Here is a 13,351-nt window from a genome sequence, read left to right as displayed (position 1 = left end):
TGGGTCTGCAGCGACGGTTAGGCGATGGAACCACCTTCTGCCTCTCCCCCGTTGGCGGCCTCGTCTTCGCAGTGACAATCGAGGTTGGTGCAGGGCTCCCCATGGGGGTGATGGTCAGCGCAGGCCGCGCAACAATAGGCCTTGCCGTCGCGTTCGAAGGGCTGCTGGGGGTCGATCGGGATGTTGCATCCAGGGCAGGCGCAGCGCTTGGTTTCATCATTCATGGGGACTCTCCTGTTGTTTTTTCGAAGGTGTTCCAATCCTCTCGGGATCGCTTGGTTAACGGTTTGAATAAGTTCCCCAGGCGATGGTTTAAATATTTTTTCACCCTCTGACGAGTGGTATCGATAGCCCTATGACAGCAACTTCCCAAACCTTCCGTCGGTACTTTCATTAGCGAATTAAACACCCAGCCAAGTCCGCCCTATACTGGCCGACCTGATTATCCGAAAGCAGGAGTAACCATCATGAACAGGGGCAAAGTCTATGCGGCCTGGAAAACCCAATCCCTGCCGGAAGCGAGCCATGAGCGCATGCTGGACAACGGCTGCCAGATGGATGTGCGGGCCCGCGAACTGCCTGGCGGCGACGTCGAATTGCTGGTGTGCGTATATACCGCCCAAGGCCAGTGCGTAGCCGAACGCTCGAGCCGCCTGCCCGGCAGCGAGTGGTGCCTGGAGCACGCCTTGCGCCGCGGGGTGGACCAGGCTCAACGCATCGCCGGTGGCGAATCGGGACGCTTGCACTGCATCGACCCGGCGCAGGACGAGACACTCTGAGCCCGTTGCGGCCCAAGCGATAGCGCCCCCCTGGACTCCTGGTTTCCCCGGGAGCAATCAATTTAATAAATCGATCTATCAATTGGGTTAAGCGCACCAATATAACGATTTTTCAGATATTTATTTTTGCAGTCCGTCCCAGGGCCGCCCGGTCAGATTATTACCAGTGCACGACAACGCGCATTGCCGGACCCTCGCCCGCTCAGGCGGTGGCGACACATTCCATCCACTCAAGATAAAAGGGACGACGCCATGTACAACACCCACCAGCGCTTCGAACTGCGCGCCTGCCGCACATTCGCCCTCGAACAGAACCAGCGCCTGTTCAAGCAGGCCCATGACCTGAACCAGCAGGCCTATGAGCTTTTGGAAGAAGCACAGCCGGATCTCGACACCTTCGAGCGCTACCATCTATTGCGCAACAAGGCCGAGGAGAAGTTCCACGAGGCCAGCGAGCACCTGCGGCTGATCAACCAGGAATTCGCCGACAACGAACCCCCGGTACCAGCCCCCCTGCCCTTCACCACCGCCCAACCGCGCCAACGCCAACAGCCGAGGCCGATCCTCCAGCACACCGGTCGCTAGGCCCTGGTTCCCGGAGCTTTCCGCCAGCGGTTGCGTCCTTGCCCGGGCGCCCGCTGCGGGCCCTTCAGCTCCCCGGATTGGTCAGTTGGATATAGATCGACCAACCGCCCAGCAGCAGCCAGAAGATCGCGAAGATCCAGGGCGTGCGCAGGGAAAACAGCAGCGACTTGCGATAGCCCTTGTGGGTCGACTCGCTTTCACAGAACAACGGCGATTCGTCGTAGGCCAGGCCCATCAGCGGTTCGCTGCGCAGCAACTGCGCCTGCTTGAAATACCAGTGGTCGATGATGTCGTAGGCGGCACGGATACCGGGCCAGGCATTGAGCGTCGTGAGAATGCCCAACAGGGCCAGGAACGGTGGTACCAGCAGGGTGAACAGCTTGCCCCACTCGGGGTTGAGATTGGACATCGACGAGGCGAAGGCGATCACCAAGAACGATTGCGCCGCCAGGTAGGCGTCGGTGCGATTGGCCAGGATACTGGTCTCGTACTGGATTTCCCGCCGGTAGAAATCCAGGCGCTCCTTGGGCGAACCGAACATCGAGGCATTGTGTTCGCTCAGTTGGGTGTCATCCGCGTGGGAGGTCAGGATACGGGGCACGGCAGTCTCCTGGGGTCGGGTCGATGATGGCGGCCCATGCCGGGGGGCCAACGGCCGATGCATGGGCCGCACGCACATGGATTAGGTCCGCCGCCCTGGGCGGCGTTCAATAAGGTTTGCCACTCAGTTCGATCCGGGCGCTGCCGCGGGCCTGTCGGTAGCGGCGCAGAACGTTGGAACCTTCGCCGACACGCCAAGCTCAACCAACAGGTAGAAGGTTCACCGGCACGCCATGGGGAGATCGTCCTATGACCGAACACATCATTCACTTCCATTGCCAGATCGACCAGAGCACCAGCGAACGTTTTCGCGACTCGTGCCTGCACGCCATTGAAGAAGGTGCCAGCTCGCTGCTGCTGAACCTGTCGACCACCGGCGGCAGCACCAACTTCGGCTTCACCCTCTACACCTTCCTCAAGTCCCTGCCGGTGCCGCTGTGCGCGATCAATGCAGGCAACATCGAATCCATGGGGATCATCCTGTTCCTGGCGGCCAACCGACGCATCACCACGCCCCATTCACGCTTCCTGATCCACCCGATGAACTGGTATTTCAGCCAGAACTCGGTGGATCACCAGCGTCTGCGCGAATACCTGTCCAGCCTGGACAACGACCTGGCGCGCTACGTGAAGATCTACGAGATCGAGACCGCGGCCGCCGAGACCCAGCTGGACATATTCAAGTGCCTGTCGGCCGAGGAAAAGGTCATCGCCGCCCACGAATCGCTGGCCTACGGCATCGCCCACGAGGTGCACCAGCCGGTATTCGGCGACGACCTCAAGCACTGGAAGGTCAGCGGTGCCTAGGCGCGACCTCCCGGCAGGCGGCGGGAACGTCCACCGGCCGCTGGCGTCATCCCGTTGAATGGCCCTGATCCACAAGCCGCTTAAAGCGACGAGGAGTTCTGCATGGCAGTCGACATCCTTCCCTTCATGATCACCACCCCGGTTGCCAGTTCCCCGGGCAACCCGGTGGCCCTGGAACTGATGGGCGCCCAAGCCCTGGCCCGGGTGCCCCAGGTCATCAGCCAATTGCCCGACGGCTCGATCCGCATGAGCGCGCCGACCCGTGGCGCCGCCAGCAAGAGCACCCACCGCACCCGCTGCGAATGGAAGGAGCCGCTGTATTGGTCCCTGGCCAGCGCCAACCTGCATAGCAACCGCCAGGTCATGCGCCTGGAACAGGTCAATTCGGCGCAAAAGGTGGTGATCTCGCAGCTGCACGTCAAGGGCGACGACAGCCCGGCGGTCAAGGTGTTCTGGAACAAGGGCAGGATCACCTGGGGCTTTCGCGCCAGCTTCGACCAGGACGAACCGGCCACCAGCAGCATCGCCACCAATGTGCCGTTGCAGGTCCCCTTCGAGATTACCCTGAGCGCCACCGCTGGCGGCCTGGTCCTGGTGGCCGTGACCTGCAACGGTATCACCACTGCCAGTGCTCCGGGCCAACTGGACAGCAGTTGGAACGGCCAGCGCTTCGACTTCCACGGCGGGGTCTACAACCAGGTCGACTACAGCGACAGCACCCCCGCCAACGACGGTTCGGTGTGCATCATCAGCGAGCTGCAAATCAGCCATATCCTGGCTTGAAGCACAGGCCATGAGTTTTACCATCTGGGTCGCGGTGCTAGGCGCGGTGCTGCTGATCCTCGCGCTCACCTCCTCTTACCTGCGCTGGCTGCCGATCACCACCTCGGTGGTGTGCCTGGCCCTGGGCGTGCTCATCGGTCCGGCTGGGGTCGGCTTGCTGCAACTGGATATCCGCCAGGCAGCGGACTGGATGGAGAACCTGACCGAGGTGGCGTTGCTGTTCTCGCTGTTCGTCAGCGGGCTCAAGCTGCGCCTGCCGCTGGCCGACCGCAGTTGGTGGGTGGCCTTCGGCCTGGCCGGACCGGTGCTGGTGCTGGGCATCCTTGGCGTCACCCTGGTGCTGCACGTCGTACTGGGCCTGAACTGGAGCCTCGCCCTGCTGCTCGGGGCCATCCTGGCGCCCACCGACCCGGTGCTGGCCTCCATGGTCCAGGTCAACGATGCCCAGGATCACGACCGGGTGCGCTTCGGCCTCTCCGGTGAGGCCGGGCTCAACGACGGCGTGGCCTTCGCCTTCGTGATCCTCGGGGTGTTGCTGCTCAAGCAGGACAGCGCCCCGCAGCATTGGCTCGCGGACTGGCTGCTGTACGGGCTGCTCTGGGCGATACCGGCCGGGCTGCTCTGCGGCTACGGCCTGGGCCATGGCCTGGGCCGCCTGACCTTGCGCCTGCGCACCCGCCACGCCGACAGCAGCGTCTCGCCCAACGACTACCTGAGCTTCGCCCTGATCGCCCTGGCCTATGTCGCGGCGGAACTGGTGCACGGCTACGGCTTCCTCTCGGTATTCGCCGCCGGCCTGGGATTGCGCCAGGCCGAAGTCCATGCCAGCAGCGCCAGCCATCCACCGGCCGAGCATCTGGTGCAGCCGGTGGTCGGCCACCTGCACGGCGATCCACGCCAATCCGTGCACGGCGATGTCCAGGCCCTGGAAGAGCGCCAGGTGGCAGCCGGCATCATGCTCGGGGACATGCTGTCGTTCGGCAGCCTGGTGGAGCGGGCCATGGAAGTGTTCATCGTCACCCTGCTGGGGGTGGTACTGCCGGCGCATTGGGATTGGCGGGCGTTGTTGCTGGGGGCATTGCTGTTCCTGGTGGTACGCCCCTTGAGCGTACTGGCCATGCCCTGGGGCGACCTGCTCGACCGTCACCAGCGCCTGTTGCTGGGCTGGTTCGGGATCCGCGGCATCGGCAGCTTGTACTACCTGTTCTATGCCCTGAACCACCAGCTCGAACCGGCGCAGGCGACACTCAGCATCCAGCTCACCTTGTCGGTGGTGGCCCTGAGCATCCTGGCCCACGGGTTGAGCACCCAACCACTACTGCTGCATTACCAACGCCACCGCCGGCAAGCCGAGCGGCGATAAAAACTGAACCGCGCAACCCCCGCCTCCCTCCATATGCTGACGCCGCCGCTGCGCCAGGCTTCCTCCCTGGAGGAGCCATCGCCCGGGCCCTGCCGCGAGACAGCGCCAGGTCCGACCGGCAGAAGACTGGATGCGGGATCGAGGAACGAATATGCACGAGAGTTTTTCATTGCCCAGGCTGGATACCTGCCTGCGCGAGTGGCCATTGGGCTCCCCGCTCGAGCCCCTTGCCCTGGCACGGCTCATGGAGCAACTGGTTGGCCAGGGCCTCGACCGCCTGCCGCTGCCCGGCCAGGGCCAGACGCTGTTGCGCTGGCAGGCCCTGGCCCGGGTGGCGGCCTGCGACCTGAGCCTGTGCAAGCTCTTTGAAGGCCATACCGATGCCCTGGCGATCATGCAGTACTGGTCGGCGCCACTACCTTGCGCGGACAGTACCTGGGGCATGTGGGCCGCCGAATCGCCGCGGGCCCGGGTCACGCTGCATGCTACCCGGCACTCGCGCGATGTGCGCCTGCAGGGGCTCAAGGCCTGGTGTTCCGGTGCCTCGATCCTGAGCCACGGGCTATTGACCGCCTGGGACGCAGACGGCCGCCAACGCTTGGTAGCGGTGGCACTGGAGCAGCCCGGCGTGCACGTCACCAGCGACGGCTGGCAGGCCGTGGGCATGGCCGCCAGCCAGAGTGTCGAGGTGGTGCTGGACGGTGCCCACGGCCAACTGGTCGGCCCAGCGGACGGTTACCTGCAACGACCGGGGTTCTGGCATGGCGGCGCCGGCATCGCCGCCTGCTGGCATGGCGCGGCCCAGGCCATCGGCCAAGCCCTGCGCCAGCACTGCAACGCGCGTCCCGAACCCCATGCCCTGGCCCATCTGGGTGTAGTGGAATGCGCGTTGCAAGCCAGTGCCAGCTTGTTGCGAGACACAGCGCAGTGGATCGACCAGCGACCTGCGACCGCTGCCGAGTTACCTGCCCGCCGCCTGCGCGCCGCCTGCGAAGCCAGCGCCACGCAAGTGCTGGAACACGTCGGCCGGGCCTTGGGAGCCACGCCTTACTGCCGCGACGCGCACCTGGCCCGGCTGTTCGCCGACCTGCCGGTGTACCTGCGCCAGAGCCATGCCGAGCGCGATCTCGCTGTCCTGGGCAGCCTGGTGGCCACGCATCCGGAGGGAGGCTGGCTGCCATGAACGCCAATCCGATCATCGGCGAGGGCACATCGCCCGAGGCCTGGAGCGCTTCATGCCGGCTCGCCGCGCTCGGGACGGTAGCACCGCAACAGTTGGTGCCGGAGGGAGCGCGCGCGGTGATCGTCTCGCCCCACCCCGACGACGAAATCCTCGCCTGTGCCGGCTTGCTCCAGCAATTGGCCCGGATGCAGCGCCAACTGCTGCTGGTCTCGGTCACCGATGGCTGCGCCAGTCATCCCGGCTCACGCTACTGGACACCGCGTCGCCTGGCGCAGGTGCGGCCCCGGGAAAGCGCGGTGGCCCTGGCGCGCCTGGGCCTGGCGCCGGAGCGCATGGACTGGGTGCGCGGCGGCTTTGCGGACACCGCCGTGGCCCGCCACGAGCGAAGCGTGCAGGCTTTTCTGCAACGCTGCCTGCAACCCGGCGATGTGGTCTTCACTACTTGGCACCAGGATGGCCACAGCGATCACGAAGCCTGCGGGCGCGCTTGCCTGGCGGTAGCCAGCAAGGTCGGTGCGCGGGTCCATGAACTACCGGTCTGGGCCTGGCACTGGGCGCAGCCGGAAGACCCGCGCCTGCCCTGGCACCGGGCGCGCAAGCTCTTGCTGGATGCCCCGACCCTGGCCCGCAAGCGCCACGCGGTGCATGCCTTCACCAGCCAGATCAGCCCAGACCCCCTCAATGGCAATGCCCCGGTACTGGGTCCCTCGACCCTGGAGCGCCTGCTGAGGGATTTCGAGGTGATATTCCTATGAGCGTCGCTGACCATTACTTCGATCGGTTGTTCGATGGCAATCCCGACCCCTGGGCCATGCGCTCGCGCTGGTATGAGCAGCGCAAGCGCGACCTGACCCTCGCCGCCCTGCCCCGCCCCCACTATCACCGGGGGCTGGAAGCCGGTTGTGCCAACGGCGAGCTGGCCCTGGGCCTGGCCGAGCGCTGCCACCGCTTGTTGTGCTGCGATACCTCGGCGCTGGCGGTACGCGAGGCTCGCCAATGCTTGCAGCACCTGGACCAGGCCGAGGTGCGCCAGGCACGCCTGCCACGGCAATGGCCGACCGGGCGCTTCGACCTGATCGTCATCAGCGAACTGGGCTACTACCTCGACCTGCAAGACCTGCAACGCCTGATTGCCCAGGCCCGTGGCGCACTGGCCGCGGACGGTACGCTGCTGGCCTGCCACTGGCGCCACCCCATCAGCGAATGCCCGCTGGACGGCGACCGGGTGCACCGGCAACTGGCCAGGCAACTGCAATTGCCCAGGTTGCTGCGCCATGTGGAGGCCGACTTCGTCCTGGAGGTATGGGGCACTCGTGCCACCTCGGTGGCCCAGCGCGAGGGCCTGGCATGATCGGGGTAGTGATCCCCGCCCACAACGAACAAGCCTTGCTCGCCCAGTGCATCCACGCCGTCGAGCAGGCTGCCCGGCATCCGCATCTGGACGGGGAACGGGTGCGGATCCTGGTGGTGCTCGATGCCTGCGACGATGACAGCGAAGCGCTCGTCGTGGCGGCCGGTGTCCAGGGACTGAAGGTCGACGCGCGCAATGTCGGTTATGCCCGGGCAGTGGGCAGCGACTACCTGATCGCCCAGGGCGCGCGCTGGATTGCCTGCACCGACGCCGACAGCGAAGTCGCCCCGGACTGGCTGGTGGCGCAGCTGTCCCTGGGAGCGCAGATGGTCTGCGGCACGGTGCAGGTCCGCGATTGGGGCGAACTGCACGAGGGCGTCCGCCAGCGCTACGCCCAGGCTTACACCCAGGCCGATGATCATCGGCATATCCACGGCGCCAACCTGGGCTTCTGCAGCGCGACCTACTTGCGTTCCGGCGGTTTCCTCCCGGTGTCGGCCCATGAAGATGTGCAACTGGTACGTACCTTCGAGCGCCTGGGTGCGCGCATCTGCTGGAGCCAACTGCCCCGGGTGACCACCAGCGCCCGCCTGCTGGGTCGCGCCAGCGGTGGGTTCGCCGATTACCTGCGCCAGCTGGCATCGCAGGAACAGGCGAGCAATGGATTGCTGGCGGACCAGTCGTCCCCTGCTCCCGGCAATAATTTGAACGGTGCCTGAGGCCTCCCCGTCGGAACAGTGAAGAGCTGCAGCACCGCCGGCCGTACCGGTTGCAAGGCGTTGCCGACCCTGTTCCCCAGGAGGATCTGTCATGAAAGCCGTTGTATTCCATAACGTGGGCGATATCCGTCTCGACGACGTCGCCGAACCCACCTTGCTGGCTCCCACCGACGCCATCATCCGCGTGACCGCCTCGGCGATCTGTGGCACCGACCTGCATTTCGTCCGTGGCACGGTGGCACCGATGAAGCCCGGCACCATCCTTGGCCACGAAGCCGTGGGTATCGTCGAACAGCTGGGCGCCGACGTGCGCAACCTGCAGGTGGGCGACCGAGTGGTGGTGCCCTCCACCATCGCCTGTGGCAACTGCGCCTATTGCCGGGCCGGTTATTACGCCCAATGCGACGACGTCAATCCCCATGGCAAGGAAGCCGGCACTGCGTTCTATGGCGGCCCCGAGATCACCGGGCCGTTCCATGGCCTGCAAGCGGAAAAGGCGCGGATTCCCTTCGCCCATATCGGCCTGGTGAAGCTGCCCGAGCAAATCAGCGACGACCAGGCGATCCTGCTCTCGGATATCTTCCCCACCGGTTACTTCGGCGCACGGCTGGCCGAGGTCAGCCACGGCGACACCGTGGCGGTGTTCGGCTGTGGCCCGGTGGGCCAGTTCGCCATCGCCAGCGCCAGGCTGCTGGGCGCCGCCCGGGTGTTCGCCATCGACCACCATCCGGACCGCTTGCAGATGGCGCGCCGGCAAGGCGCCGAGACCATCGACTTCGACCAGGAAGAGCCGGTGGCCACCCTCAAGCGGCTGACCGCCGGCATCGGCGTCGACCGGGCCATCGATGCGGTGGGGGTAGACGCCGAGCATGCGGCCCATGGCCATGGCGACAGCGGCCAATGGCAACCTGGCGACGCGCCGGACCAGGCCCTGCAATGGGCCGTCGAAGCCTTGGCCAAGGCCGGCACGCTGTCGATCATCGGCGTCTATCCGCAGCAGGCGCGCAGCTTTCCCATCGGCCTCTCGATGAACAAGAACCTGACCATCAACATGGGCAACTGCCACCACCGCAAGTACATTCCGACGCTGATCGACATGGTGCTGAACCGGCGTATCGATCCGGCCAGCATCCTGACCCAGACCCGGCCGATGGACGACGCCATCGCGGCCTTCGAGGCCTTCGACCGGCGTGAGCCTGGCTGGATCAAGGTGCAATTGCGCCCACAGCCCGAGCGTTGAGCGGCATGGGAAGGACAGCATGAGCAGCAAGATCCATATCGGCATTTCCGGCTGGCGCTATGCCCCTTGGCGCGGTGATTTCTACCCCAGGGGACTGGCCCAGAAAGATGAACTGGCCTTCGCCTCGCGCGCGGTGGGCAGCATCGAGATCAATGGCTCGTTCTACGCCCTGCAGACGCCCGAGCGCTATGCCGGCTGGGCCGCACAGGTGCCCGAGGAGTTCGTCTTCAGTGTCAAGGCGCCGCGCTTCATCACCCATGTCCGGCGCCTGCGGGGCATCCACGAGCCACTGGCGAACTTCTTCGCCTCGGGGCTGTTCCAGCTGGGCCGCAAGCTGGGGCCGATCCTCTGGCAGTTCCCGCCGAGCTTCCAGTTCGATCCGGCCCTGTTCGAGCAATTCCTCGCCCAACTGCCGCACCAAGGCCGTATGGCCCGGCAACTGGCCCGGGACTGCAACGAACGCCTGCGGCGCGAGGGCTACCTGGACATTCCCGCCGACGCAGCGCTGCGCCATTGCGTGGAGATCCGCAACGCCAGCTTCCTGGATCCGGCCTTCGTGGCGCTGCTGCGCCGGCATAACGTCGCCTTGGTGGTGGCCGACACCGCCGGCAAGTGGCCCTGGGTCGAGGAGTTGTGCGCCGACTTCGTCTATGTGCGCCTGCACGGCGACCAACAGCTCTACGCCAGCGGCTATAGCGACCAGGCCCTGGAACGCTGGGGCCAGCGCATCGAACTCTGGCGCCGGGGCCGGCAACCGGCCGATGCCCGGCGTATTCCCGGATTCCAGGACCTGGAGCGCGACCGAGGCGGCGCGCGGGACGTCTATTGCTACTTCGACAACGATATCAAGGTCCGCGCGCCCTACGACGCTCGCCAATTGCTGGAGCGCCTCGGCCTGGCCGATACCCTGGCCGTGCAGCCCGGGCACCTGCCCGAGGGCGACTGGCAATGAACGGCATGCTCCTGCCAAGGCCCGACGAAGCACCGGCAGTGGCTTCGCTCAAGGTCCTGACGGTGAACATCCACAAGGGCTTCACCTTTCTCAACCGACGCTTCATGCTGCCCGAACTGCGCGACGCGGTGCGCGCCACCGGCACCGACCTGGTGTTCCTGCAAGAGGTACTGGGCGACCACAGTCACCACGCCAAGCGCTTCGACAAATGGCCCCGCCAACCCCACCACGAATTCCTCGCCGACAGCATGTGGCACGAGTTCGCCTACGGGCGCAACGCGGTGTACCCCGAGGGCGAGCACGGCAACGCCCTGTTGTCGAAATACCCGATCTTGAGCCACCGCAACCTGGACGTTTCGCAACAGGGCGACGAACAGCGCGGGCTGTTGCATTCGGTGCTGGCCGTGCCGGGGCGCGAGGTGCACGCGATCTGCGTACACCTGGGCCTGCGCGAAGCTCATCGGCAGTTGCAACTGGGCCTGCTGTGCGAACTGGTAGCGGGCCTGCCGCCACGGGCCACGGTGATAGTCGCCGGCGACTTCAACGACTGGCGCCTGCGGGCCGATGCACTCTTGGCCGAACAGGGATTGCACGAAGCCTTCGTTCGCCATCGCGGGCGTGCGGCCCGCAGTTTTCCCGCACGCTGGCCCCTGCTGCGCCTGGACCGCATTTATGTACGCAACGGCCGCACCTGCGACCCCCGGGTGCTCTCCACCCGACCCTGGTCGCACCTGTCGGATCACGCGCCGCTGGCAGTGCAGGTCTGGCTATGAGCCCCGGCTGGCGCGCTGGCAACCGCATCGAGTTGCTGATCAACGGCGAGCAATTCTACCCCCGGGTACTGGCGGCCATCGCCGATGCCCGCCAAGAGGTGCTGCTGGAGACCTTCATCCTGTTCGAGGACAAGGTCGGCTGCGCGCTGCAGCAAGCCCTGATCGAAGCGGCCCGGCGCATTTCCCGGGTGGAGATCACCGTCGACGGTTATGGCAGCGCCGACCTGGGCGCGGACTTCGTCGCACAGATGGTCGACGCCGGGGTGCGGGTCCACCTGTTCGATCCGCATCCCCGCTTGTTCGGCTTGCGTACCCACCTGTTCCGCCGCCTGCATCGCAAGGTGCTGGTGATCGATGGCCAACGGGCGTTCATCGGCGGCTTGAACTTTTCTGCCGATCATCTGCGTGACTTCGGTCCGATGGCCAAGCAGGACTATGCCGTGGACGTACACGGGCCGGTGGTCGCCGATATCCGCGCCGCGGCCCTGGCCACCCTGGCCCAGGTCACTCCCGCCGGCCCCTCGCTGCCTGCGATGCCTCCTTGCGGCCCGACAAGCATCCGCCTGGCGATCCGCGACAACCAGCGACACCGCGACGATATCGAGACCCAGTACCTGCAGGCGATCCGCGCTGCCCGCCAGCGCCTGGTCCTGGCCAATGCCTATTTCTTTCCTGGCTACCGCTTGATCCGCGAGCTGCGCAATGCCGCACGCCGTGGCGTGCAGGTCAGCCTGATCCTCCAGGGCCAGCCAGACCTGCCCTGGGCTCGGGGGTTCTCACGGTTGCTGTACAACTATTTGATGCGCGATGGCGTGGCCATCCATGAATACGTCCGCCGACCACTGCACGGCAAGGTGGCCCTGGCCGACCACGACTGGGCCACGGTGGGCTCCAGCAACCTCGATCCCTTGAGCCTGTCGCTGAACCTGGAAGCCAACCTGATCATCCGCGACGTCGATTTCAACCAGCGCCTGCATCGCCACCTGGAGCGGCTGATGACTCGCGATTGTCGCCAGGTCACCCAGCAGCGCTTGCTGCGCGGCCACTGGTGGCGCGGGCCGGTGATTTTCCTGTACTTCCACTTGCTACGGCATTTCCCGGCCATCGCCGGCTGGCTGCCGGCCCACCGGCCGCGACTCGAATCGATACCGGGCCCGCCTGGACGTCGGTGCCAGCAGCCCCTGGAGCGGGAGCACAGTTCATGAACGGCGGGCGCCATGGCTGGCTGGTACGCGCCCGGCGCCTGCTCAACCTGCTGTTCCTGGTGCTGGTGCCGGTACTGCTCTGGCGACTGGCCAGGAACCTGCAATGGCACGAGGTCAGCCAGGCCGTTGGCGCCTATAGCGCCACTACCCTGCTGCTGGCGCTGGGGGCCACAGTCCTGAGCTTCGCCTTGTACAGCAGCTACGACCTGCTCGCCGGACACTACGTACGCCACTCGTTACCGGCCCGCCAGGTGCTGGCGCTAGGGTTCGTGGTCTACGCCTTCAACCTCAACCTCAGCGCCTGGGTCGGTGCTATCGCCCTGCGCTACCGACTGTATTCGCGCCTGGGCCTGGAGGTGGGCACGATCACGCGGATCCTGAGCTTCAGCCTGGCCACCAACTGGCTGGGCTACCTGCTGCTGGCCGGCGTGCTGTTCGCCCTGGGACTGGTGCGCTTGCCGGACCACTGGACCCTGGGCAGCAGCGGCCTGCGCATGGTGGGTGGCGCGCTGCTGGCGGTGGCCGCCGCCTACCTGCTGGCGTGCCGCTTCGCCAAGCGCCGAACCTGGCGCTGGCGCAACCAGTGCCTGGAACTGCCCGGCACGACCATGTCGCTCATCCAGGCCGCGTTGTCATCGCTCAATTGGATGCTGCCGGCGCTGGTGGTGTTCCTGCTGTTGCCCGTCGGCGCCAGCTATCCCCAGGTGCTGGGGATCATGCTGATCAGCAGCATCGCCGGAATCATCACCCACATCCCGGCCGGCCTGGGTGTACTGGAAGCGGTATTCATCACCCTGCTCCAGCATCAACTGGGCAAGGGAGCGGTCCTGGCGGCCCTGCTGGGCTACCGGGCAATCTACCTGCTGCTGCCACTGGCCCTGGCAAGCATGGTCTACCTGGTGCTGGAACGACGGGCCAAGGCCCTGCGTCAGCAACGCCAGCGCGCCTGAGTTGTCCAGGCACAGATATGAGCAACTATCAAGCGGGCCGCATCAATAAAACCACGACCAG

At 65.8% G+C, this 13,351-nt stretch carries 16 protein-coding genes; 14 read left to right on the top strand and 2 right to left on the bottom strand.

The features are described 5' to 3' along the window. Positions 1-17: 17 nt before the first annotated feature. On the bottom strand, positions 18-224 hold the full coding sequence (locus H7A76_RS27305) for a metallothionein (protein WP_185701396.1): 207 nt from the start codon (positions 222-224) through the stop codon (positions 18-20). A gap of 243 nt (positions 225-467) precedes the next feature. Here H7A76_RS27305 and H7A76_RS27300 point away from each other — a divergent pair, with 243 nt between their 5' ends. Then, a complete protein-coding gene (locus H7A76_RS27300) occupies positions 468-779 on the top strand; it encodes a hypothetical protein (RefSeq protein ID WP_221775391.1) in 312 nt (103 codons plus the stop codon). Positions 780-1,031: 252 nt separating this feature from the next. Beyond that, on the top strand, positions 1,032-1,364 hold the full coding sequence (locus H7A76_RS27295; RefSeq protein WP_185701395.1) for a hypothetical protein: 333 nt from the start codon (positions 1,032-1,034) through the stop codon (positions 1,362-1,364). A gap of 64 nt (positions 1,365-1,428) precedes the next feature. On the opposite strand, the gene H7A76_RS27290 is transcribed toward H7A76_RS27295, so the two are convergent. Then, the gene (locus H7A76_RS27290; protein ID WP_409299579.1) at positions 1,429-1,965 is read right to left on the bottom strand and encodes a hypothetical protein; all 537 of its coding nucleotides are present in this window, start codon (positions 1,963-1,965) and stop codon (positions 1,429-1,431) included. 248 nt (positions 1,966-2,213) lie between these two features. On the opposite strand from H7A76_RS27290, the gene H7A76_RS27285 reads away from it, so the two are divergent. The 12 genes from H7A76_RS27285 (at position 2,214) to H7A76_RS27230 (ending at position 13,290) form a co-directional block, all read left to right on the top strand. Then, on the top strand, positions 2,214-2,771 hold the full coding sequence (locus H7A76_RS27285) for an ATP-dependent Clp protease proteolytic subunit (protein WP_185701394.1): 558 nt from the start codon (positions 2,214-2,216) through the stop codon (positions 2,769-2,771). Between the two features lie 102 nt (positions 2,772-2,873). Next, positions 2,874-3,554 (top strand): polysaccharide lyase family 7 protein, encoded by a 681-nt coding sequence (locus H7A76_RS27280; RefSeq protein WP_185701393.1) that lies wholly within the window; start codon positions 2,874-2,876, stop codon positions 3,552-3,554. 10 nt (positions 3,555-3,564) lie between these two features. Beyond that, complete coding sequence (locus tag H7A76_RS27275) at positions 3,565-4,917, top strand: cation:proton antiporter (RefSeq protein WP_185701392.1); 1,353 nt, start codon at positions 3,565-3,567, stop codon at positions 4,915-4,917. A gap of 151 nt (positions 4,918-5,068) precedes the next feature. Next, positions 5,069-6,100 carry an acyl-CoA dehydrogenase gene (locus H7A76_RS27270; RefSeq protein ID WP_260498093.1) on the top strand — a complete coding sequence of 344 codons (1,032 nt, stop codon included), beginning with the start codon at positions 5,069-5,071 and terminating at the stop codon, positions 6,098-6,100. Continuing rightward, entirely contained in the window at positions 6,097-6,855 is a 759-nt protein-coding gene (locus H7A76_RS27265; RefSeq protein ID WP_185701390.1) for a PIG-L deacetylase family protein, read from the top strand. The genes H7A76_RS27270 and H7A76_RS27265 overlap by 4 nt, the downstream gene beginning before the upstream one ends. After that, positions 6,852-7,451 carry a class I SAM-dependent DNA methyltransferase gene (locus H7A76_RS27260; RefSeq protein WP_185701389.1) on the top strand — a complete coding sequence of 200 codons (600 nt, stop codon included), beginning with the start codon at positions 6,852-6,854 and terminating at the stop codon, positions 7,449-7,451. The genes H7A76_RS27265 and H7A76_RS27260 overlap by 4 nt, the downstream gene beginning before the upstream one ends. Further along, entirely contained in the window at positions 7,448-8,170 is a 723-nt protein-coding gene (locus tag H7A76_RS27255) for a glycosyltransferase family 2 protein (protein ID WP_185701388.1), read from the top strand. The genes H7A76_RS27260 and H7A76_RS27255 overlap by 4 nt, the downstream gene beginning before the upstream one ends. Before the next feature lie 91 nt (positions 8,171-8,261). Continuing rightward, positions 8,262-9,410 carry a zinc-dependent alcohol dehydrogenase gene (locus H7A76_RS27250; protein WP_185701387.1) on the top strand — a complete coding sequence of 383 codons (1,149 nt, stop codon included), beginning with the start codon at positions 8,262-8,264 and terminating at the stop codon, positions 9,408-9,410. Positions 9,411-9,429: 19 nt separating this feature from the next. Next, entirely contained in the window at positions 9,430-10,362 is a 933-nt protein-coding gene (locus H7A76_RS27245) for a DUF72 domain-containing protein (protein ID WP_185701386.1), read from the top strand. Positions 10,363-10,367: 5 nt separating this feature from the next. Continuing rightward, complete coding sequence (locus H7A76_RS27240) at positions 10,368-11,135, top strand: endonuclease/exonuclease/phosphatase family protein (RefSeq protein WP_409519211.1); 768 nt, start codon at positions 10,368-10,370, stop codon at positions 11,133-11,135. Beyond that, positions 11,132-12,340, top strand: coding sequence for a cardiolipin synthase ClsB (gene clsB, locus H7A76_RS27235; protein WP_185701384.1), 1,209 nt, complete (start codon positions 11,132-11,134; stop codon positions 12,338-12,340). Before H7A76_RS27240 ends, clsB begins: the two co-directional genes overlap by 4 nt. Then, complete coding sequence (locus H7A76_RS27230) at positions 12,337-13,290, top strand: lysylphosphatidylglycerol synthase domain-containing protein (protein WP_185701383.1); 954 nt, start codon at positions 12,337-12,339, stop codon at positions 13,288-13,290. Before clsB ends, H7A76_RS27230 begins: the two co-directional genes overlap by 4 nt. The last annotated feature ends 61 nt before the right edge of the window (positions 13,291-13,351 follow it).

The organism is Pseudomonas sp. MSSRFD41 (assembly GCF_014230245.1).
Lineage (GTDB): Bacteria > Pseudomonadota > Gammaproteobacteria > Pseudomonadales > Pseudomonadaceae > Aquipseudomonas > Aquipseudomonas piscis.
Note: the sequence above shows the minus strand (reverse complement) of the source record. Positions and strands in the feature narration are given on the sequence as shown.

Excerpts from the sequence above, each read along its gene's own strand:
- H7A76_RS27260 (WP_185701389.1), top strand. The coding sequence starts at position 6,852 with ATGAGCGTCGCTGACCATTACTTCGATCGGTTGTTCGATGGCAATCCC.
- H7A76_RS27265 (WP_185701390.1), top strand. The coding sequence starts at position 6,097 with ATGAACGCCAATCCGATCATCGGCGAGGGCACATCGCCCGAGGCCTGG.
- clsB (WP_185701384.1), top strand. The coding sequence starts at position 11,132 with ATGAGCCCCGGCTGGCGCGCTGGCAACCGCATCGAGTTGCTGATCAAC.
- H7A76_RS27255 (WP_185701388.1), top strand. The coding sequence starts at position 7,448 with ATGATCGGGGTAGTGATCCCCGCCCACAACGAACAAGCCTTGCTCGCC.
- H7A76_RS27240 (WP_409519211.1), top strand. The coding sequence starts at position 10,368 with ATGCTCCTGCCAAGGCCCGACGAAGCACCGGCAGTGGCTTCGCTCAAG.
- H7A76_RS27300 (WP_221775391.1), top strand. The coding sequence starts at position 468 with ATGAACAGGGGCAAAGTCTATGCGGCCTGGAAAACCCAATCCCTGCCG.
- H7A76_RS27285 (WP_185701394.1), top strand. The coding sequence starts at position 2,214 with ATGACCGAACACATCATTCACTTCCATTGCCAGATCGACCAGAGCACC.
- H7A76_RS27250 (WP_185701387.1), top strand. The coding sequence starts at position 8,262 with ATGAAAGCCGTTGTATTCCATAACGTGGGCGATATCCGTCTCGACGAC.
- H7A76_RS27305 (WP_185701396.1), bottom strand. The coding sequence starts at position 224 with ATGAATGATGAAACCAAGCGCTGCGCCTGCCCTGGATGCAACATCCCG.
- H7A76_RS27230 (WP_185701383.1), top strand. The coding sequence starts at position 12,337 with ATGAACGGCGGGCGCCATGGCTGGCTGGTACGCGCCCGGCGCCTGCTC.
- H7A76_RS27270 (WP_260498093.1), top strand. The coding sequence starts at position 5,069 with ATGCACGAGAGTTTTTCATTGCCCAGGCTGGATACCTGCCTGCGCGAG.
- H7A76_RS27280 (WP_185701393.1), top strand. The coding sequence starts at position 2,874 with ATGGCAGTCGACATCCTTCCCTTCATGATCACCACCCCGGTTGCCAGT.
- H7A76_RS27245 (WP_185701386.1), top strand. The coding sequence starts at position 9,430 with ATGAGCAGCAAGATCCATATCGGCATTTCCGGCTGGCGCTATGCCCCT.
- H7A76_RS27275 (WP_185701392.1), top strand. The coding sequence starts at position 3,565 with ATGAGTTTTACCATCTGGGTCGCGGTGCTAGGCGCGGTGCTGCTGATC.
- H7A76_RS27295 (WP_185701395.1), top strand. The coding sequence starts at position 1,032 with ATGTACAACACCCACCAGCGCTTCGAACTGCGCGCCTGCCGCACATTC.